We start from the raw sequence: 20,815 nt of genomic DNA, 5'->3' as shown, positions 1-20,815 counted from the left end.
GCGTGTAATTCCAAAATTTGCATTTAAATTATTTGCTGGTTGAAAACATAAATCCTCAAGTTATTCTGGTTTTATCTACAAAATTTGGGCAAAGAAAAACCACTGAGAGGGTAGACATGAGGAAGAGAAGCTCTAACAATCTGGCCTTGTTGCTGGCGGCAATTGGACTTGCAATTGCTACACCACAGGCTGCTCAAGCCCAGTTGGCGACGGACGTGCAGTGCACCGGTTGCGTGCAATCCTCGGATATCGAGGACGGCACCATCAGCCCGCTTGATCTGATTCCCGGCTCGATCAATACCAACACCATCGCCAACCTGTCGATCACGGGGAACAAGATTTCCGGCGGCGCGGTGACCGGCGCTAAGATCGCCAACAGCACCATCAGCCCGGCCAAACTCATCCCCGGCTCAATCAACACCACGACGCTGGCCAACAGTTCGGTAACCGGCAACAAGATTGCCGACGGTGTCGTCAACAGCGCCAAGATCACCAACGGCGCGATCCTGTTGGAGGACCTGAACCAAGAAGTCATCGACGCTATCAACGCAGGTGGCGGCGGCGGCGGCGGAGGCGTCACCCACACCGTGGACTGCGTCGGCGCAACAGGCGACTTCACATCCATTCAAGACGCCGTCAATGCGGCGGGTTTTGATGACCGTATCCTGCTCTTGTCCGATTGTGCCGAGGATGTGGTTATTGAGGACGTGGATGGCCTCGTCATTTCAGGCGACGAGTCCAATACCCAGACTCAAGGCGGCGACCACACCTTGACTGGTTCAATCTTGGTAGACTTCGGCGACGTGGAGATTGAGTATTTGACCGTTACCGGTAGCTCGGGTCCCGGAATCTGGTTCCACGGCAATTCTGATGGCAGCGTCACAGGCGTCGATTCCAATAACAACGTCGGTTCCGGCCTGCTGGTGAACCTCGCCTCCACAGTCGGCGTGGAGGACAGCATCTTTACCAACAACGGCACCGGTAGCTATGGCGCAGGTGTCGAAGTTGCGAACGCCTCCAAGGTCATTGTCCAGAACTCAACCATGAACAACAACGGGAACGATGGCATCGGCGTATTCCGCGATTCCTTTGCTTATGTGACCGGTTCAACCCTCAACAACAACGGCGTCGAGTCCAACTTCGATGCAGGCTTCCAGGTCGCTCATCACAGTTCGGTGCGCAGTACAAACAACACAGCAACCGGAAATGGCTACGCTGCCATTGAAATCGGCGGTCAAAGCTTTTTCCGTTCGGACGGCGGCGACACCTTTACCGCCGCCAACGACACCTGTGATTTCAGCGGCTCCGGCGATTGCCCTGTCGCGATCGATATCTACCGCCAGGGTTATGTCGAGGTCCGAGGCGACTCAACCGTCAATGGCGGAACACAGGATGCTGCAGCGCAGGTATTTCACCAGTCGCTCTTTGAGTTCAGGGACACAGTCTCGGTCACGGGCGACGTCTCCTTAGGGCAGCTCGCCTTTGTTCGTGCACGGAGCGGCGCAACCTTCACCGGCGGGATGCTTGGTTGCAACAATACAACCCGAGAGGGACCAGGGTTCAGCATCTGCCGCGACCAGGTGAATTTCCCCTAGTCCAACTTTATGGAATCTAGATCTAACGGCCGGGCTCGGTAACGGGTCCGGCCTTTTTTCTGCCTAACCCCTTTCCTTTCGCCCGCGACAAGTAAGCCAGAAGGAGATCGGCATCGATTTCCCCGGTTTGGCCGCACTCTCCAACCACGCCAAACAGCGCCTGGAACATCAATCGGGGCATGTCGCGGGCCATTTGTTTCCAGTAGACAAATGGTTACGAGACAATTTACACATTAATTATGAATAAATCATTATATCTACTAGATTTTTATGGGATATATATGATTTGTTCTTTATTTATTCTTATTATCTCTAAATATACATTGAATATACGATCATTTTTATTGAATTACGACATATTCATTATAGGATATATATAAGAATACCGAATGTTCCAAAACTCGGGTTATTGGGGGAAGTCATGACAAAGGAAAGCACCTTTACCCTAGGTCTCGCCATTGCCGCCCTTGGACTTACAGTGGCTGTGCCGGGAACAACTCTTGCTCAGCTCGCGACGGACGTGCAATGCGTCGGATGCGTGCAATCCTCGGATATCGAGGACGGCACCATCAGCCCACTTGATCTGATTCCAGGCTCGATCAATACCAACACCATCGCCAACCTGTCGATCACGGGGAATAAGATCTCCGGCGGCGCGGTGACCGGCGCTAAGATCGCCAACAGCACCATCAGCCCGGCCAAACTCATCCCCGGCTCAATCAACACCACGACGCTGGCCAACAGTTCGGTGACCGGCAACAAGATCGCCGACGGTGTCGTCACAAGCTCCAAGATCACCAACGGCACGGTCCTGTTGGAAGACCTGAACCAGGAAGTCATCGACGCCATAAACGCCGCTGCCGGCGGCGCCACGCATACCGTTGATTGTGTGGGCGCGACAGGTGATTTCACATCCATTCAGGACGCAGTCGACGCCTCCAGCGGCGCTGACCGTATCCTGCTCTTGTCCGATTGCGCCGAGGATGTGGTGATAGTTGGCGCAATGGGGCTGACTATTTCCGGCGACGAGGACGGCAACATGAACCTCGGCGGCGACCACACCCTGACCGGTACGATATTCGTAGATAACCGCACAGCCATCCTGGAGTACCTGACGGTCCAAAACGGCACCGGCCCAGGTATCTGGTTTGATGGCGCCGTCATAGGGTTTTTGAACAACGTTGTATCGACCGGCCATAACGGCTCAGGGTTTCTTCTCAACCTGGCCTCGATTGCAGGCGTGGTTGACAGCAGCTTCACCGGCAACGGCACCGTTGACTACGGCGCTGGAATCGAGGTCGCAAACGGCTCAAGTGTGCGCGTGATCAACAGCACCATGAGTAACAACGGCGACGACGGTATCGGTGTTTTCCGCGATTCCTTCGCTTATGTGACCGGATCGACCCTGAACTCGAACGGAGTCTTTGTGGACTTTAACGCCGGATTCCAGATCGCCCATCATAGCTCAGTCCGCAGCCGGGACAATACTGCTACCGGCAACGGTTACGCGGCCGTTGAAGTCGGCGCACAGAGCTTTTTCCGTTCCGACAACGGCGACACTCTGACCGCTGCGGATGATGGTGGCTGCGACTTCCTGAACAACTTCAACTGTCCGGTCGGTATCGATATCTATCGACAGGGATACGCCGAGGTTCGCGGCACCTCCACACTCAACGGCGGGGTGCAGGGGGCAGCGGCGTCGGTCTTCCATCAATCCCTGTTCGAATTCCGTGGCGGCGCGACCGTGAACGGAGATATCGCTGCGGGCGGACTCGCCTACGTTCGGGCGCGTTCCGACTCCGTTTTCAACGGCGTAATGGATTGCAACACCGACAACACCAGCGGAACGATGTTCGGTCTGACGATCTGCCGCGATCAAGCTCCGTAGGCGTTGCCTCATCGTCAGATTCAGCCGGGCCTTTCACTAGGCCCGGCTTTTTTTTACTCTTTCGGTGTCATCGGGTGCCGCTGAGCAAAAACACGAGGGGCGAAATACAATGGAATGGTTGTTGCTGGTATTCTTTCTTGAACGTACAACCGCCGCGCCGCTTGAGGTTGCCTTTCCGTCGCAGGATCTTTGCCGCATGGCCGCTTGGCAGATGCGTATCGACTGGGCAACGCAATTGCAGGACAAGGGCGTGATTGAAGAGGCAAGGCCATCTGACGCCCCCATCGTCGTTACCTGCATCCGCACATCCGGGGAACCTCGCAAGAGCGATGGTTTGGGCTACGACTATCTATTGCTGGAACGCCGGCAGAGCAATGCCGCTACCGGTGCGGCAGGCGGCAATAGCGGCGCTGACGCGGCGGACGGCAGCAATGAGCGCGTACGCAAACTTCGTCAAGGGGAGCGCCCACCGCTGCCCGACAACGGATCGTTGCGCCGCTCAAGCGACGATTAGGCCTTAAAGCGCCGAGCCCGTGCCCTCGTCGCAGATTTAATCAACTGCACCGTTGCAATTGGCTGGTGGTCGCACCTAAGTTGCCCTCATCAATGCCGCTATCTCAAAAATACACTAAGCAGCATTATTCACTGCTGGGCTGACAAGATTCAGGAACGGCTCACATTGTCGAGAAGTGACTAGACTACCAATGCCAAAGATTTGTCTGCATATCGGCCTCGAAAAAACCGGGACAACCGCCATCCAGCATTTCCTGGCCAGCAATCGGCAGGCACTGCAATCCAAAGGATTTTACTTTCCGACATCGCCCGGACCGTACAGCCATGTCCGACTTGCGGCCTACTGCCACGACCACGATCGAAAGAAGCACTTGGCTCAGATGCTTGGGATAAACGATGCGCAGGCTATCGCGAACTTCCGCACCACCTTCGCCGCCGATTTTGACAAAGAAATCAGCAAACGGCGAGGCAAGATCATTCTCAGCAGCGAACACTGTTCATCCCGCCTTAACAGCCGGTCGGAGATACAGGCGCTTCGGGATTTCCTTGCGACATACGACGACAATCCAAAGATCATCGTATACCTTCGCCGCCAGGATGAATTGTTGGAGAGTACATACTCCACCGCCGTAAAAGCCGGACGCACAGAGCCCTTCAAGATACCGACAGCAGCAGCAGCCAAGCATCGCTATGATTATTGGCACTTACTCCAGCTTTGGTCGGCAAGCTTTGGCAAGCAAAACATTGCCGTTCGACTCTTCGAAGACGCCGTCACCAAGCACGGCAGCATCATCGAGGATTTCGCTGAGGCGGTTGGAATGACCTTTTCCCTGGCCGGCTTTACCCGTCCTTCAATTCAGAACCGTCGCCTTGGCTGCGATACGGTCGAGTTTCTGCGGCTACTCAATCAAGCCTTACCGAACTTCTCGGAGTTGGGTCCCAATCGGTCGAGGGCCGAAGTGGTCAGGATTCTCGAAGATCTTCCTGCTGGTGATTCCAGGTTTTTGACGGCTGCCGAACGTCTCGCTTTCTTTGCGAGATACAAAGAATCCAATGCCCGGGTGGCCGCCGAATACCTTGGACGAGAAAATCCGACTCTCTTCGCTACGCCGACAGAGGAAAAGGGCAAAACGCAATACAGCGGCCCCACATTGACGGTTGAGCGTGCAATCGAGTTGACGGCTGCGATCTGGAGCAACAAGCGGAAGTAGGCACAGCGGCGTCCCAATTATGCAAATTTATGCAATTAACCGAAAGCGCCCTTGTCGCTTAACCTGCTATAAATCTACAGACTTTAAACATTCCACGGTATACACCGGGGCGGCGATAACATCGGGCTAAAAGCACTGCGGGTAAGAACGCGATTATGGCAAATTCCAACGAACTTCCAGTGACGGGCCTGGTTTCAATGGTCAAGAACGAAGCGGACATCATCGCCGATTGGTTGGCGCATGTGACCGATCTTTTCGACCATATTGTGATTGCCGACCACAACTCTACCGACGGCACATTCGAGTACTTGAAGGCGGTTGAATCAAAGATTCCCGAGCGCCTCAAGATCGTCCGCTACATAGAACCAGAATACGATCAGGCGCGGCTGATGAACTTTCTGGCAGAAGGGCTGTTGGCGCGGGAGGCCGGAATCTCCTGGATTACCTCCCTTGATGCCGACGAGTTTCTGACCTTTGGTTCACGCGACGAATTCGTCCGGTTCTTGAAACGCCTGCAAGGTCGCAAGGCTTTCACGCTACTCTGGAAGAACTGCGCCCCTCTGCTCCCCAATAAAGGAAATCCTCGAACGGATTCCTGGTTCATTCCTCCTCAGTTTGCCGGCCATGGCAAGGTATTCTGGAGCCGCCAGCTGTTTCTGAAGGGCACTTTCGTGATGGGTCAGGGAAACCATTTCCTGGAGTACCCGAAAGGCAAGAGAACGCCTTCGTCCCCTAAGGCGGAAGGCCATCTTTACCATCTACCGCTGCGAACCCAAGATCAGTTCCGCCTTAAAATCTGTCAGGGTATTATCGGCTATTGGAAACAAGGTCGGCGCCGTAACAACGCCCACGGTGCCCATTGGTTCGAGCTCTTTCGCAAGCTTGCGGATTCTCACCTTTCCAAGAGCGATTTGAACAGGATCGCTCTGCAGTATGGTGAAACAGATTCCTCGGAAACGGCGGGGATGACGGACGAAAGCTTGCTTGCCACCGGCTATGTGGTACAGAAACTGCCGAGTACCATGAAGGGTGTGCGCTGCGAAGATGCGTTACCGACGCCCATGTGGAGCGAAATGACGGCCGAGTGCCTGCGGACAATTGCTCGGTCCGGCATCGTAGACCAGGAGAAAGCGAGAACCTTGAGCCAGGAATGGAATCTTGAACAGAGTGACGATTTAGTCGGCAATAGCTTGCGGGCCAATCATTTGCATTACACGACACTATCCTCCACAGGAAACAGGGCCGGTGTCAGTTCGGCTGACGAGATCCGCAAAGAGCTGATGCAGTGTGCGACTTGGGATATCGAAACACTGGTGCCGACATCATGGGGTGAGCACATCCCCTTCATGCTGGCAGTGGTTTCCATCCTTCGCCCGCGGGTGTTCGTCGAGCTTGGGACGCATCACGGTGCGAGCTTTTTTGCGGTGTGCCAAGCACTCAAGCGACGGGAAATTGGCGGCCAGGCCATTGCTGTCGATACTTGGTCTGGGGATTCACAGGCCGGCTTCTACGACAATTCCGTCCTGGAACGTTTCGAGCATCTTTTGGAACAGCGTTACAAGGGCATCGGGCGTTACCTGAAGATGTACTTCGACGAGGCAGCGGAAAAATTCGATGAAGGGTCAATTGACCTTTTGCACATCGACGGATTGCACACCTACGAGGCGGTTTCGCACGATTTCAAGACCTGGAAGGATAAGGTGTCGCCCGGCGGCGTCATTCTTTTCCACGACATCAATGTATACACCAAGGACTTTGGGGTTTGGCGGCTTTGGAAGGAGTTGAAGAAACAGTATCAAACCTTCGAGTTCCTGCATTGCCATGGTCTGGGCATTCTCTTCATGCCTGGCGCAGCCGACGGCAGTCCCGCTCAACGTTTGGCGGCTTATCTCTCCAATGAAACCGAGGGAGACATCCTGCGTCACTTCTTCGCCAGTGTCGGAGAGCTATCCCTACAGCGCAAGCTGTTGTCCTTCGAGAACCAGGACTTGAAGCAATCTTTGAAATCCGGCCGCGGTAACGCGCAGTCTGTCGGCGCCGCCACACCGATGGCCGAGCAACCCGAAGTTCTGCGCCTGCATCATGAGCTTCAACTGGTCTACAATTCTACCTCATGGCGGGTCACCGCTCCCTTGCGCTGGCTCAAACGTCGCCTGACCGGCAGCAGCTGACACGATGGCCAGCACGGTACAGAAGCCCTTTTTCGGTGACACACCGGAAATGTTATGGGGCGATCCTCAAACCCTATCCGGCGAGCAGGCGGTTTTCCTGCAGTGCGGGCGTGGATCGATTCACCATAAATGGCTTTCCAACACTGGGCGCAACTGGGACCTGATCGTCAATTATTATGATGATTCCTACCTCCATTCGCCGATCGGCGATATTGCCTTCTATCAACGTGGCACAAAGTTTTCCGGTGTCTACAATGTGGCACAGGTTTTTCCGTCCCTATTGAGCTATCGGCATATTCTCTTGCTCGACGATGATCTGCTCTTCGGGGTCGAAGCCTTGAGCCAACTGTTCCGTATTGCGGAAGAAAAGGACCTACATCTCTTCCAATCTTCGCTGACCGCCGACTCCTATTGCGCCTGGCCATTGCTCCACCATCAAAAGGGGGAAAGGGACGCCCGCCCCGTCAATGCTGTCGAGATTATGATGCCTGGGTTCTCGGGCGAGGCCCTGAACCTTTGTCTATCGGACTTCCCGCGGTCCCTCAGCGGCTGGGGGCTGGATTTTCTCTGCGGAGAACGCGTAAGTCAGCATTTCGACCAGGCGCCTCAAGTGATCGACAGCGTGCAGGCACGTCATACGAAGGAAATTAACACTGAAGACGGCGCTTACTACCGGTTCGTGCGATCCCTCGGAATCGACCCGGCAAAAGAGTTAAAGGCGATTTGCAAAGAGTTTGGTTTGACTCCTGACATTATGGCGCTGTAGCTAACAAAGGATAAGTTGCGCCGCGCCATCTGCTTGAGCCACCGGCGCATCACCCGAAGCAGGCTGGAACGTAGTTGACCAAACCAACCCTTTATCTGCATATCGGCGCTGGAAAATCCGGCAGTTCTTCCATACAGGCAGCCCTCGCCCGCTGCGCGGTGCCCTTGCGCGAACAGGGTTTCTTGGTTCCAGGCGATAAGCTGGAGCCAGATGCCACGGTAAGCGGGCATCAGCTTTGGTTTTTTCAAGGCTTGCCGAAGGATGAGCCGGAATCACAGAAAAAGGTCTTACGCCGACTCCTGCGCTGTAAGAACGCGATGGCGGAACAAGAGTGCCACTCGTTGGTCGTCAGCGCGGAGAACCTGATCAACCGCCGCAAATTTCCCGACCTCTTTCTTGACGTGGACAAACATTTTCGCGTTGTCGTGATTGCCTACCTTCGGCGGCAGGACCAATACATCCAAGCTCACTGGCAGCAATGGGGATTCAAGAGCCACCCGGATTTCGACGACTGGATCGCCAATGGGCTGGGTGATATCGCCAATTGGGATGTTGCGCTGGCGGATTGGGAAGCTGCCGCTTTTAAAAAGCAGATAATCGTCAGAACGTTCGAGCGTCCGAAGCTCCACGGCAACGACGTCGTATTGGATTTCTTTAACATTCTGGGGCTGGATGGGAAAACTTTCGACCTTGGCAACACAGAGCAGAACCGTGGTTTTAGCGAGCTGACATTGCGCATCGCCGAAAGGAATCGCGACCTGTTCGACGGGCCGCATGATAACCGTTTCTTTGCGTTCCTGGGCGAGCACCTGGGGTCGGTCGTCTATGAAAAGGAAGGCGGTTCGATTCATCTAGGCAAGGAAGATCGCCAGAGGCTGCTCGATCGCTTTCGTGCCGGGAACGAACGTTTGCGGAAAACTTACTTTCCGGATCAAGAGACTTTGTTCGACGAAAGCAATTTGCCCGACCGATTGGAATTGAGCGAGGCAGAGTGGAGCCAACGGGAGCACGACCTGATATGGCGTCTGCTCTTTGCAATGCACCGCCGGAAGTGATTTCCTTGCAAGCGAGATTCCGAGCAATTCGCCCTCCTGAACCCTCGTCGGGAAATTGCCGGTAAGAACAACAAACGTTTGTAACAGTGCGGCCGAACGCGGCACAGTAAGAGCCATTTTTTAGCTGGGAGACCTAGGGATGCAAAAGAACGCTGGTCGTGAGGCGGAGCTTCTTGTCTGGACGGACGTCGATCCGGCCCACGAGGACGACTTCAACCGCTGGTACGACCGCGAACATATGGCCGAACGCGTTGCAATCGAGGGATTTCGCTGGGCGAGGCGCTATCGGGCCACCAGCGATAGCGCCCGCCGGTATCTGGCACTGTATCGTGCAGCCGGCGTAGAAACCTTCACTTCCGCTTCCTACAAGAAGGCCTTCGAACAGCAAACCGATTGGTCTTATCGGAACTTTGAGCGCATGCGAAACACCAAGCGTCGGGTCTCAACCTTGGCGCTGGAGGCCGGCGTCGGGAGCGGCGGTGCCGTTGCACTTATCACTCTTACCGCAGGCGAGATCGACAACGCCGAGGTCGAGCCGGTCTTGGCAGAAGTCGTTATGCTGGATGGCGTCTTCTCTGCGCGGGCAATGGAGCCAGATTCAGGTCTTTCAACACCGCTCCCGTCGGAAGACCTCGCAACACGTAAGTTGGAAGCCTTGATCCTGATCGAGGCGTCCTCAAGTGCGACCGCGACGGCGGCGCTCTCAAATGCCCTGGAGACGCTCGGCTTGCCGGCAGAGCGCGGCATGACATTCTCTCTCCTCTGGGACCTCCACGCCGATGACCTGACGGCCTACACAGCAAAGACCACGAGCGCCTAAACCCATGAAGACTGAGTTCCCCTGGTCGCCGCAGACCGCGTCCGAACGAACCGTCGCAGCCTTCAAGCGGATCGAATCGGACACGGAAGCCTTTCGTTCCGTCTTCGTCAGGCTGTTCAAGGAGGAAGCGCTGCAGACCGCAGCGTCTTTGCCGTCGGCAACGACATCTCCATTGGCCGGAGCCCTGGTCACCATCAAGGACCTCTACGACGTAAAAGGCTACGTCACAACCGCGGGAACCAAGGTGCGCGCAACCCAGCCCGTAGCACAAGCTGACTCCGATGCGGTTGCTGCGGTACGAGCCGCGGGCGCCGTGATGTTGGGGCATAGCAACATGACGGAGTTTGCCTACTCGGGGCTTGGTCTCAATCCGCACTACGGCACACCTGAGAACCCGGTTTGTCCCGGCCACGTGCCTGGCGGGTCCACGTCCGGCGGTGCGGTATCCGTCGCGCTCGGACTGGCTGATATTGCGTTTGGCAGCGATACCGGCGGTTCGCTCCGGATTCCTGCTGCCTTTACAGGTATTGTCGGGTTTAAGCCCAGTCAGGAAAGCACCTCGCGACGCGGTGTCGTACCGCTGTCCGGTTCGCTTGATAGCGTGGGGCCGATGGCCCGGACGGTCGCGGCCTGCCATGCCGCTTGGTCGGTACTTGCCGGTTGCCCTTATGCAGCCCTTCAATCCGAACAGGACCGGAAACGGCGTTATCTGATCCCTAGCAACTTCGGCCTCGATGCTCTGGACCCTGCAGTCGAACGAAAGTTCCGCGCAACAGTCGCAGCAATGATTGTCGCCGGCATGACGGTTGAGGAACGGCCGCTGCCGGTGCTCGATTCTTACAAAACACTTCCCCTCTGGCAATTTGCCGCCGTTGAGTCCCGCGCCACTTTTGCCACCTTGGTAGAAGAGAAGCCGGAGCTTTTCGACCCGCGCGTTCTGATCCGCATGCAACGGGCCGAGGGGCTCTCCGCAATCGAGTACCGCCAAACGTTGGACAGACGAGAGAGCCTTATCGCAGCATTCAACGCGGCAATCGGCGAAGATACACTGCTGTTGCCGACCGTGGCGATCGGGCCGCCGCGCCGCAGCGAGCTGGAATCGCAAGAAGCCTATGACCGCGTGAACTTGATGACCTTGCGCAACACGACGCTGGCCAATGTCATTGACGGCTGTAGTGTGTCCCTGCCAACTCGGGAAGGGGGCGTTCCACTCGGGATCATGCTGACCAAGCGTGGCGGCCAGGATCTCGCCTTGCTAGCAGAAGCACAGCACCTTGAGGAGATTATGGCCGCGTGCTAGGGGCCGAAGGTCCGGCGAGAGGCGGGACATCGGGTTTGCCTTCCTGCGCACGGCGCTGACGCTCCCGGTAGAATGTGTAGGATCCCATGCCAACGACGATTAGACTACCCAAAAGCATCCAGCCGTCGGGCACATCGCCGAAGACGAGGTACCCGAGAATGATGGCCCAGATCAATACCGTGTAGCGAAACGGCGACACGAAACCGATCTCCCCCACGCGCATCGCCATGACGCTGAAGAGATAACCGAACAACAGAAAAACGGCTGCTGCAGTCAACAGCAAGAAGCTTTGCAGTGTCACCGGATTCCAGGGAACCGCGACCGAGGCAACGCCGCCCATCACTGTGGCGGCAAGCGACGTCATCAAAACCGCGAAAACTGACGGCAGCTTTTCTGAGAACCGCCGCGTCGTGAGATCGCGCAGCACCAGAAATCCCAGCGCACCCACCGCCCAGAAGGAATAGCTTGTGAAGCCTTCGGTACCTGGGCGCACGATGACAAGAACACCCAGGAATCCAATCAGGATTGCGCTGTAGCGCCGCCACCCAACCGCTTCACCCAAAAATAGCGCCGCCGCCAACGTGACGGCCAGCGGCATCGCCTGCATGATCGCCGTCGCATTGGCGAGCGGCATATTGAATAGCGCCATCAGGAAACAAACCGTGCCACCAAGCTCGCCGAAGATTCGCAAGCCAAGCAGACGCCAATCCTGTTTCGAAAGGCGGCACAACAGTTGGCCACGGTTCCAGGCAAGAATACCGATCAGCAAGGATATGACACCGCCGCGCAGGAACACTGTCTGGAACAGGCCCAGGTCGGCTGACGCCAGCTTGATCATGGCGTCGTTCAGTACGTAGCCCACCATACAGGCGACCATGTAGGTCGCCCCGCGCGCGTTATCCGATGAGAATTGCATCTTTTCCTATTCGGAAATTGCTTTGATTATCCTGCCAGATTGGCCTGCCACCGTGGCTTACGCAAGGTCGCGGAGCAGGCGCTCCTGGGTTTCCGCAAAAAGCGACGGCTTTTCAAGGGTAAGCGCTAGAATGACGGTCCCCTGTAGGCTTGCGATGATATGTCCAGCGCTAGGCGGACCCAGCGCACTTGTCACCCCGTCAGCGTCTTCAAGGGCCCGGTCCGTCCATTCCATCAGACGATGAAAGAACCGCACCACTGCCCGCGAAACCTGCGGAGGAAGTTCTAATGTCGCGCTGCCGAGTACGGAGCAAAGGCAAATCATCCCCTGGTCAAGGGTCGAGATACGGTAAGCCTCGCACAGACGCTTGATACGGGTCTTAGCACTCTCCTTGGGATCGTCCGGGTCGCCCAGAGCAGCTATGAACCGTTCGCCATAGCGCTCCACAACCGCCTCTCCAAGGTTGGCTTTCTGCGGAAAATGGTAATGGACACTCGCGCTTTTGATGCCAACGTCGGCCGCCAGATCACGGAAGCTGACGCTATCAAACCCGCCGCAGCGGATACGACGTTCCGCTGCATCCAAGATCTCTGCTGCCTTGCCTCTGATTTCGTCTGTCATCACAAAGCATTTATCTATCAGCAGATAGGTATTGACAAGCGTCAAACCCCTGCGCCTTATTATATCCTATCTATCGATAGATAGTTTTTTGCTTGCCGTTCCCCCATGAGGAAATCAACTTGAGGAAGTCACCATGAAGATTCATGACATTGCAGGTTTCGCCAATCCCTTACGCGTTCGCATCGCTCTGGCTGAGAAAGGACTGCTTGACCAAGTCGAGTTCGTGCCTGTCGACGTAATGGGGGGCGAGCACCGCAAACCTGCGTTTCTGGCTAAGAACCCGAGCGGCACTGTCCCGGTTTTGGAGCTGGACGACGGCACCTTTCTGTCTGAGTGCACGGCTATCACCGAGTATCTCGATCATGCCCATGGTGAAAAGACGCTGACAGGAAGAACCGCCCTAGAGCGTGGTATCATTCATATGCTCCAACGTAAGGTTGAAGCAGGGTTTCTGAATGCCGTGGGCGCCTACTTCCATCATGCCACCGACGGCTTGGGACCGGTTCTCGAAACCTATCAGAACCAGGACTGGGGTAGGCACCAACGCGAAATCGCCCTAAAGACACTGGTCTGGATGGATGGGCTACTGGAAGAGCATGATTACCTTGCAGGCGATCAGTTCACGGTCGTCGACATAACGGCGATGGCGGGTTTTGCTTTCGCTTCGGCCGCGGGCATTGCGATACCCGACGATCTGACGAGACTGACTGCTTGGCATCAACGCGTCACCGCCCGCCCGAGCTTGGCTCGGGCCGTTTAGCAGCTACCGGCTCGTCTTCTGGGTACAAGGAGTATCGTCATGGAACTGAATGCAGACTTCACCTGCCGTATTGCCCTCCATGCCGAGAATATCGACTGGCAAGAGTCCCCAACACCGGGGGTTAGCCGCCGAATGCTTGATCGCATCGGCGGCGAGGTAGCCCGGGCCACGACCATTGTCCGCTATGCGGCCGGTAGCCGATTTCCGACACATTGCCATGAAGCCGGAGAGGAGTTCCTCGTACTGGAGGGAGTCTTTCAAGACGAACATGGTGACTACCCCACCGGCACATATGTTCGGAACCCACCGACGTCCAGTCACGCACCCGCTTCTGAGCTTGGCTGCACTATTCTGGTGAAGCTCCGGCAGTTCGCGCCTGACGACCGCACCTTCGTTCGAATTGACCTGAACAAGATCGAAGCTCTCGCGATTGCCGGACGGGAAGGTGTTTCGGTCACCCCATTGTTTCGGGATTCTCGTGAAACGGTTCGCGTCGAACGCTGGGACGCCGGTACGGCTGTTCCTCTTACCGCCGCCGGCGGCATGGAAATCTTCGTACTGGATGGCAGCTTCGAGCAGGGCGGCGACACCCTCCAGCGTCACTCCTGGTTGCGCTTACCCCCTGGCTTACCAGCCGATCAAAATGCGACCGCCGTGGCGGGAAGCCAAGGCGCTACCGTCTGGACGAAAAGCGGGCATTTAGGCGATCTGATCTGAGCAATCGGCGCCGTGGCGGCTTCGACAGATGCGCTGCTGTAGATACCCGGTATCAATTTTCAGAAAGAATGGGGCCAGCTTGGGACTTCTTCGGTTCTGGCCAACGACCTGACGACTTACTCTATGTACGAGGCTATCCGGTTCTCAACAAACGTTGACGGTTAAAAGGGCGCGAGTTTGGGGAGAAACCCGCGCCCTCCCAAGCAGGGACTAAAGGTCGCCTGCTGCGGTGTGTTGGATCTTGGCCCAGTTCTCTTCCGCCTTGGCGATCGTGCCGGCACGATCCTGCTGGAACGCCTTGAATATCTCTTCGTTCAAAAAGACGTAGAGCTTCCCGTCGACCACGGCCGAGTACTTCGGGTCTCCATCGAACTTCTTACCCACCGAAACCCCGTAGGTGCAAAAGCCGCCGTTCTCGGGCACAAACTTCTCCGGGGCGTCCTCGAAGGTTTCCTTGTTTTCTTCACTGGCAAAATAGTAGGCGACGCCATCATGGATCGCCGTGTAGGTCGCCGTACCTTCAATTCGGTTACCAAGCTGAATGAAAGCCACGGGGTCCACTCCGTGCAGACCCAAGGGCGCACCGGCAGCCGTCAGGCCGGGAACCGTGTTGTGTTCGTCAGCCGCAAAGGCCGGCGCCGACGCAATGGCGCCGATCAGAGCTAAGGCAGAGAGCGTAAGTTTTCCAGACATGTCTTTTTCCTTTTCGTGAGAATGGAGCCTCGTTGATCAGGCCGCTTCGACTGCGGCCGTGTTAACGACCGGGAAGTCGATTTCCGTTCCGGCGATATGGTTGAAGTAGTTAGTGAAGATGTTGAGCACCGTGTTTGCCACGATCTCCACGATCTCTTCCTCGGTAAGCCCAGCGTTGCGAACCGCAGCGAGGTCTTCGTCGGTGACATTGCCGCGCAATGATACGATCCGCGAAGCGAATCGAAGGGCCGCGTCAACCTTGGTATCGCTAGACCTGCCCTTCAGGTTGCGATCAAGCTCCTCGGCTTCTAAGCCCTGCATGCCGCCAAGCGCGGTGTGCGCCGAAGCGCAGTAGTCGCAACGGTTGGCACCGGCAACCGCCAGCGCGATCTGCTCGCGGAAACGAGCGGAAAGCGTACCGCCGCCCAGAGCACCGGCAAATCCGAGGTAGCCGCCAAGCGCGGCGGATGATTGGGCAAGCGTTGCGATGATATTCGGGACACCGCCCATCTGTTTCTTGACGGCGGTCAACAGGTCTTGGGTTTTCTGCGGGGCGTCTGCCTCGCTCAGTCTTTCAATCCTTTGCATGATACCTCCTACGGTCTATGGGATCGACAGGAGGGAAATTGTGAGGGACGGCGCGATAGATCAAGAACCTGGCTTAATACCAGGACTTAGTGCAAGCGCTTTGGGACGATCTGCAAAATTAATCCAAACTTCGGCGATATTCCGTCGGCGGCAGACCGAATTTTCCCGCAAAGGCGCGCGTGAAGGCTGCCGGCGACTGATACCCGGCCTGCAGAGCCACCTGCTGGATGGATGAACGCGACCCATCCAGAAGCGCGAGGGCCTTTTGCAATCGCCACTCCGAAAGATAGGCCATTGGGCCGGTGCCAATAAGCTCGCTGAACTTTTCAGCAAACCGGCTCCGAGACATACCAACCGCCGCCGCGATCCGCTCCACCGTCCAAGATTCAGCAGGTTGATTGTGAATCAGTTGCAGTGCCTGGCCAATTTGTCGGTCACGGAAAGCCTCGAGAATGGCTTTGAGATCCGGGCTTTGGGATATCCCGACGCGGAGCAACTCAATGAAGACGATCTCCGAAAGGCGGGTCACGGCGGCCAGCGATCCGATTTCCTCAGAAAACATCCGATGAACCACAAGGCGCAGCATCTCATCAAGCCACGGCTCTCTAGCCCGCATCCCCGTGGTAGTCACGAGGTACTCCGGAAGGGCCCTCAAGAGCGGATGATCTGCGCCTTTACGAAAACTGAAATGGCCACAAACCATTTGCGTTGACGCTTGGGGGTCGCGCTCCCCAACAACCAAAACCCCCTGTCCGTCATACCCCGAAAGCTCAAGCACCGTCTCCAGCGGAGGCGCTTGGCGCGACACCGTATCCGCCAGAACATGAGACCGCCCACGCGGAATCAGAACAATGTCACCCGGCCCCAAATCGACCGATGCGCCGGATGCAAAAGACACATGACAACGGCCCTGCACCACTAAATGAAAGCGCGCGGCCTGCTGAAGGTCGGGAACCGTGACGCCCCACGGGCCAGAGAAGTCGGTTCGAAAATAAAGTGCGCCTTTCAAATTGAGCGTATCAAGAACATCATTCAACACGTCCATTTGCCATTCATCCTTCATTTTGGGTGTATCTGCAAATTATCCCTCGCACTATTCTCATTTCAAGGATTCTATCCGCCTTGCCGGAATGCGGTCCCGGTCGCATGCTTCGGCGTGATGACGGTTAGCTTTAAATTTTATAGGCCACCGACAACGGCATCCCTCGATGCATGGGGAGGCGTTGGCGCTGTTTTCGAGACTCTTGCCGGAGACTGGACCCTCAAGCGGCGCATTCCCGGCATCGCCGGGATGGAGGGCAAAGCCCATGTCGTGCGGCTTGACGCAGATCGCCTGCGGTATGTCGAACAGGGATGCCTAAAGCTGAAGAATGGCGAATCCTTTCAGGCATCGCGCAGCTATTTGTTCCGGGCGCTCGGCGACGGCTTTGCCGTTTACTACGACCAGTCGCCGGACCGGCTTTTTCAAGAAGTTCGCCTGACGCCCCTTTTGGGTGGCGGCCTGACCGGTATGGCCGAGCATTGCTGTCCACCAGACCGCTATCGAAGCCGCTATACCTTCCGCTCGGACGGCTGTTTCTACATCACGCACTGCGTCACGGGACCAAGCAAGAGTTACCGCTCGTTTTCCCGGTTCAGCCGCGCTCGGAGTGACCTGGAGAATCAGAAACCACCGCCTGAGGGCTAGAAAAACGGCCTTGGTCCATGTACCGTCCAGCAAGATCTCGCTCTAGACGGGATACGAGTGATAGATAGGGAGAGAGTTGAAATGAAAAAATTCCTGGGATTACTGCTGGCTGCCGCTTTCCTTACGGCCGGCCTGACAACACAGGCTGCCGCGGATGCGATCGAGCAGATCAAGGCGCGCGGTAAGCTGATTGTCGGCGTCAAAGCCGACTACAAGCCCTACGGCTACCTCAACGAAGACGGAAAGATCATCGGTATTGAGCCCGAATTGGCACAGGACGTTGCTGACAAGCTTGGTGTCGCGCTGGAGTTGGTGCCGGTTGTGTCATCCAACCGCATGCAGTTCCTTGAGCAGGGCAAGATCGATCTGATGATCGCCACCATGACAGATCGGCCCGACCGCCGCGAAGTGGTCTATATTGTGGAGCCCAACTACTACTCCTCCGGCACAAATGTTCTGGCGGTCAAAAAAGCCGGCTTCAAGAAATGGGAAGACCTGAAGGGCCTTCCGGTCTGCGGTATTCAGGGCGCTTTCTACAATCGCAAGACCGAGGAAGAATTCGGCGCGCAGATCGTCGCCTTCAAAGGCACCTCCGAAGCACTCACGGCATTGGGACAAGGCAGCTGCCTGGCATTCGTCTATGACGATTCCTTCATTGTATCGAAGCTGAACGAGCCTGAGTGGGCCGACTTCGAGATGCCCCTCGAGACCATTGATGACGCCCCTTGGGGCCTGGCCGTCGCCAAGGGTGAACAGGCCTTTTACGACCTCATGAGCGAGATGATCACATCATGGCACGCTTCTGGGCGTATCCTTGAGCTTGAGACGAAGTACGGTGTTCCGAACACGCCTTTCGCCAAGACCATGCACGACAAGCTGAAGTAACTTCCTTACGGCACCTTGATTCGCTTGCACGGCTTTTAAGGCGGTCAATCGAGAGGGTGACGCAGCGATAGCGTCACCCTTGCCGCCCCACCTTCAAGCACCGCCCGACCTGTGCAGGCAAGGACGACCGTTAGGCTTGCTTAATTATAACAGCGGCGAGTTATTGGATGGACATGCAGTGGCTATTTGACTGGGCGCAGGAGTTGTACCGGGAGACCGGGATAAACCTGACGTTCATTTACGATTCCTTCGACAGGAATCGCTTAGCCCGAGGATTCCTGAACAGCGTCTACATCTCTCTGATCTGCCTCGCCTTCTCGATCGTAATCGGTCTTGTCGGCGCCTGGCTTCAAGGGTCCAAGTTGGTTTGGACCCGTCGGGTCGTGCAGGGCTATATTCAGTTTTTCCGCAATACGCCGCCGCTCGTTCAGCTTTACTTTTTCTATTTCGCCATCGGCAGCCTCCTGCCCACGGTTGAGAACCGTTTCGGTTTTCAAGAGCCTATGCTGGACAACTTCACCTGGGCGGTTATCTCGCTGTCGTTCTTTGCCGGCGCCTTCAATGTCGAAATCTTCCGTTCGGGTATCGAAGCGGTCCCGGAGTCGACCGTCGAGGCGGCTGAGGCGTTGGGTTTCAACCGGCTGCAGATTTACATTTACATTGTCATGCCGTTGGCCTTCAGGGTTTGCCTGCCGGCGCTGAACAATAATCTCGTCAATCTAGTGAAGACAACGACGCTGGCCTATGCCATCGCTGTTCCCGAGATGCTCTACATGGCGAACCAGATTTGGTCCGACTCGGTAAACGTACCGGAGATGATGACCTTCTTGCTGGTCGCTTATGTTCTCCTCGTGGGCGTTCTTGTGATGGGCATGCATCGTTGGGAACGCGCCATGCGATTACCGGGGTTCGGCCAATGAAGTGTTTGATGAAGACTCCTTTCGACCACCCCGCACTTCGAACCGGCGGCACCGATCTGCCGGTGCTGCTGCCCGCTGCGCAACGGCTCCAACAACAAGCGGAACGTGATCGGCTGGTCGGCGGTTTCCTGCCGCGTCTAACGGCAAAACACGGGCTTTGGCTGCTTGCTATTTTGGTTCTTTCGTCAGGGGTTGCAGCGGCGCAGAGCGGTGACGCGCGCCAACCGGCCTACGAAGTGATTTTCAAGTGGCTGCCAGTGCTCCTTACAGGCTTCGGCTTCAACATTCTTATTTCCTTCATGGCGATGGCGATTGGCACGCTGGTAGGGACCAGTCTTGGCCTGATGCAGATCTCGTTGCTGCTGCCGGTGCGCCAGGGCTCCTGGTTGGTCACGCAGTTCTTCCGAAATGCGCCTTGGTTGGTGTTGCTGTTTTACTGCATGTTCCTGCTGCCCTTCGAGTTTCGCCTCGGCGGATTGGTCATACCCTTCCCCGATTGGATCAAAGCAACCATTGGCTTGGCACTGCCTGTGATGGCCAACGTATCGGAGATCGTCCGTGGCGCCATCGCCTCCATCCCGTCGGGTCAGTGGGAGGCTTCTGAATCGCTCGCATTCTCAAGACGGCAGACGCTTTGGCAGATCATTCTGCCACAATGCGTCAAGCGTATGCTGCCGCCTTGGATGAACCTCTATGCGATCTTGACCATGGCTACCGTGCTGGCCTCGATCGTTGGCGTATCGGAGATGATGACGCAGGCTGGACGCGTGCTGGCGGCCGAAGATCGACCGGACCTCTTGATCCCGATCTACAGCTTCGTGTTGTTGTGCTTTTTTGTTTACTGCTACCCCATTGCCCGCTTCACCGTGCGCTTGGAGCAGCGCTTCCAGGTAAAGCTTTAGGATGAAACAGGAGTGATGACCGCCATGGCCACAGCAAGCGCCTGGAGCCCGGACCAACCGATCATCGAAGTCTCGGATGTGCATAAGTCCTTTGGAGCCGTGGAGGTGCTAAAGGGTGTCTCGATGAATGTTCGAAAGGGCGATGTGATTTGTATTATCGGGCCGTCGGGATCCGGCAAATCGACATTGCTTCGCTGCATCAACGCGCTGGTACCCATCAACCAGGGCTCAATCAAGGTTGAAGGCCAGGAGGTCAACAATCCTCGATTGGATAAGCTCGCGCTGCGGCGCAAGGTCGGCATGGTTTTCCAGCAATACAACCTCTTTCCTCATCGCACGGCTTTGCAGAATGTCATGATGGCGCCCACCATCGTCTTGAAGCAGAACCGCAAGGAGGTCGAGGAGCGAGCCTATCGTTTGCTGAAAAAGGTGAGGCTTGAGGGCAAGGAGTTGCAGTATCCAGGCGAGCTTTCCGGTGGGCAACAGCAGCGCGTGGCCATCGCCCGCTCACTCGCCATGAGTCCGGACGTGATGCTCTTTGATGAGGTGACGGCAGCCCTTGACCCGGAAACCGTGAAGGAGGTCCTTGTCACCATCCGTCAACTGGCCGAGGAGGGTATGACCTGCTTGTTGGTCACACACGAAATGGGCTTTGCACGCGAGATCGCCGATCATATGTACTTTACCGATCGCGGCATCATCGTAGAGGACGGCCCGCCGAAGGAATTCTTTGCCAATCCACGCGACCCGCGCACCAAGGAATTCCTGTCGCAGATACTCTGATCCCAACAGGACCGCGGCGGGCGA

Annotated in this window: 21 protein-coding genes; 16 read left to right on the top strand and 5 right to left on the bottom strand. The window is 56.4% G+C overall.

The features are described 5' to 3' along the window. Nucleotides 1-116 precede the first annotated feature (116 nt). From FHR98_RS12550 to FHR98_RS12505, 9 genes are all read left to right on the top strand, one after another. Entirely contained in the window at nucleotides 117-1,595 is a 1,479-nt protein-coding gene (locus tag FHR98_RS12550) for a right-handed parallel beta-helix repeat-containing protein (RefSeq protein WP_183417048.1), read from the top strand. 421 nt (nucleotides 1,596-2,016) lie between these two features. Continuing rightward, nucleotides 2,017-3,483, top strand: coding sequence for a right-handed parallel beta-helix repeat-containing protein (locus tag FHR98_RS12540; protein ID WP_183417046.1), 1,467 nt, complete (start codon nucleotides 2,017-2,019; stop codon nucleotides 3,481-3,483). A 109-nt stretch (nucleotides 3,484-3,592) separates the two neighbouring features. Then, on the top strand, nucleotides 3,593-3,997 hold the full coding sequence (locus tag FHR98_RS12535) for a hypothetical protein (protein ID WP_183417045.1): 405 nt from the start codon (nucleotides 3,593-3,595) through the stop codon (nucleotides 3,995-3,997). Between the two features lie 190 nt (nucleotides 3,998-4,187). Continuing rightward, nucleotides 4,188-5,207, top strand: coding sequence for a hypothetical protein (locus FHR98_RS12530; protein WP_183417044.1), 1,020 nt, complete (start codon nucleotides 4,188-4,190; stop codon nucleotides 5,205-5,207). Between the two features lie 155 nt (nucleotides 5,208-5,362). Further along, nucleotides 5,363-7,378: a class I SAM-dependent methyltransferase gene (locus FHR98_RS12525; protein ID WP_183417043.1), complete on the top strand. Its 2,016-nt coding sequence runs from the start codon at nucleotides 5,363-5,365 to the stop codon at nucleotides 7,376-7,378. A gap of 4 nt (nucleotides 7,379-7,382) precedes the next feature. Next, nucleotides 7,383-8,144 carry a hypothetical protein gene (locus tag FHR98_RS12520; protein ID WP_183417042.1) on the top strand — a complete coding sequence of 254 codons (762 nt, stop codon included), beginning with the start codon at nucleotides 7,383-7,385 and terminating at the stop codon, nucleotides 8,142-8,144. Between the two features lie 74 nt (nucleotides 8,145-8,218). Further along, nucleotides 8,219-9,199 carry a hypothetical protein gene (locus FHR98_RS12515; protein WP_183417041.1) on the top strand — a complete coding sequence of 327 codons (981 nt, stop codon included), beginning with the start codon at nucleotides 8,219-8,221 and terminating at the stop codon, nucleotides 9,197-9,199. A 139-nt stretch (nucleotides 9,200-9,338) separates the two neighbouring features. After that, entirely contained in the window at nucleotides 9,339-10,019 is a 681-nt protein-coding gene (locus FHR98_RS12510) for a DUF4286 family protein (RefSeq protein ID WP_183417040.1), read from the top strand. 4 nt (nucleotides 10,020-10,023) lie between these two features. Next, entirely contained in the window at nucleotides 10,024-11,319 is a 1,296-nt protein-coding gene (locus tag FHR98_RS12505) for an amidase family protein (protein WP_183417039.1), read from the top strand. Here FHR98_RS12505 and FHR98_RS12500 read toward each other — a convergent pair. Both FHR98_RS12500 and FHR98_RS12495 read right to left on the bottom strand, forming a co-directional pair. Next, nucleotides 11,303-12,235: a DMT family transporter gene (locus FHR98_RS12500; RefSeq protein ID WP_183417038.1), complete on the bottom strand. Its 933-nt coding sequence runs from the start codon at nucleotides 12,233-12,235 to the stop codon at nucleotides 11,303-11,305. The genes FHR98_RS12505 and FHR98_RS12500 overlap by 17 nt on opposite strands. Before the next feature lie 57 nt (nucleotides 12,236-12,292). Further along, nucleotides 12,293-12,856 (bottom strand): TetR/AcrR family transcriptional regulator, encoded by a 564-nt coding sequence (locus tag FHR98_RS12495; RefSeq protein ID WP_183417037.1) that lies wholly within the window; start codon nucleotides 12,854-12,856, stop codon nucleotides 12,293-12,295. Nucleotides 12,857-12,989: 133 nt separating this feature from the next. On the opposite strand from FHR98_RS12495, the gene FHR98_RS12490 reads away from it, so the two are divergent. Together FHR98_RS12490 and FHR98_RS12485 are read left to right on the top strand one after the other, a co-directional pair. Continuing rightward, on the top strand, nucleotides 12,990-13,616 hold the full coding sequence (locus FHR98_RS12490) for a glutathione S-transferase family protein (protein ID WP_183417036.1): 627 nt from the start codon (nucleotides 12,990-12,992) through the stop codon (nucleotides 13,614-13,616). Nucleotides 13,617-13,655: 39 nt separating this feature from the next. Further along, nucleotides 13,656-14,333: a cupin domain-containing protein gene (locus FHR98_RS12485; RefSeq protein ID WP_183417035.1), complete on the top strand. Its 678-nt coding sequence runs from the start codon at nucleotides 13,656-13,658 to the stop codon at nucleotides 14,331-14,333. Nucleotides 14,334-14,543: 210 nt separating this feature from the next. Here the strand turns inward: FHR98_RS12485 and FHR98_RS12480 are convergent, their stop codons facing one another. The 3 genes from FHR98_RS12480 to FHR98_RS12470 all read right to left on the bottom strand — a co-directional run bounded on the left by FHR98_RS12480 (nucleotide 14,544) and on the right by FHR98_RS12470 (nucleotide 16,659). After that, complete coding sequence (locus tag FHR98_RS12480; protein ID WP_183417034.1) at nucleotides 14,544-15,026, bottom strand: YHS domain-containing (seleno)protein; 483 nt, start codon at nucleotides 15,024-15,026, stop codon at nucleotides 14,544-14,546. A gap of 36 nt (nucleotides 15,027-15,062) precedes the next feature. Beyond that, nucleotides 15,063-15,614 carry a carboxymuconolactone decarboxylase family protein gene (locus FHR98_RS12475; RefSeq protein ID WP_183417033.1) on the bottom strand — a complete coding sequence of 184 codons (552 nt, stop codon included), beginning with the start codon at nucleotides 15,612-15,614 and terminating at the stop codon, nucleotides 15,063-15,065. Nucleotides 15,615-15,732: 118 nt separating this feature from the next. Then, nucleotides 15,733-16,659, bottom strand: a complete 927-nt coding sequence (locus FHR98_RS12470; RefSeq protein ID WP_183417032.1) for an AraC family transcriptional regulator — start codon at nucleotides 16,657-16,659, stop codon at nucleotides 15,733-15,735. Nucleotides 16,660-16,773: 114 nt separating this feature from the next. Between FHR98_RS12470 and FHR98_RS12465 the strand changes: the two genes are divergently transcribed. The 5 genes from FHR98_RS12465 to FHR98_RS12445 all read left to right on the top strand — a co-directional run bounded on the left by FHR98_RS12465 (nucleotide 16,774) and on the right by FHR98_RS12445 (nucleotide 20,791). Then, the gene (locus tag FHR98_RS12465) at nucleotides 16,774-17,301 is read left to right on the top strand and encodes a DUF6314 family protein (RefSeq protein WP_183417031.1); all 528 of its coding nucleotides are present in this window, start codon (nucleotides 16,774-16,776) and stop codon (nucleotides 17,299-17,301) included. An 81-nt stretch (nucleotides 17,302-17,382) separates the two neighbouring features. Further along, nucleotides 17,383-18,186: a transporter substrate-binding domain-containing protein gene (locus FHR98_RS12460; protein WP_183417030.1), complete on the top strand. Its 804-nt coding sequence runs from the start codon at nucleotides 17,383-17,385 to the stop codon at nucleotides 18,184-18,186. Nucleotides 18,187-18,353: 167 nt separating this feature from the next. Beyond that, nucleotides 18,354-19,106, top strand: coding sequence for an amino acid ABC transporter permease (locus FHR98_RS12455; protein WP_322091253.1), 753 nt, complete (start codon nucleotides 18,354-18,356; stop codon nucleotides 19,104-19,106). 8 nt (nucleotides 19,107-19,114) lie between these two features. Beyond that, nucleotides 19,115-20,008: an amino acid ABC transporter permease gene (locus FHR98_RS12450; protein ID WP_183417028.1), complete on the top strand. Its 894-nt coding sequence runs from the start codon at nucleotides 19,115-19,117 to the stop codon at nucleotides 20,006-20,008. A 24-nt stretch (nucleotides 20,009-20,032) separates the two neighbouring features. Further along, the gene (locus FHR98_RS12445; RefSeq protein WP_221205883.1) at nucleotides 20,033-20,791 is read left to right on the top strand and encodes an amino acid ABC transporter ATP-binding protein; all 759 of its coding nucleotides are present in this window, start codon (nucleotides 20,033-20,035) and stop codon (nucleotides 20,789-20,791) included. The last annotated feature ends 24 nt before the right edge of the window (nucleotides 20,792-20,815 follow it).

Source organism: Limibacillus halophilus, assembly GCF_014191775.1.
Lineage (GTDB): Bacteria > Pseudomonadota > Alphaproteobacteria > Kiloniellales > CECT-8803 > Limibacillus > Limibacillus halophilus.
The sequence above is the reverse complement of the archived record's forward strand: the minus strand, read 5'-3'. Positions and strand labels throughout refer to the sequence as shown.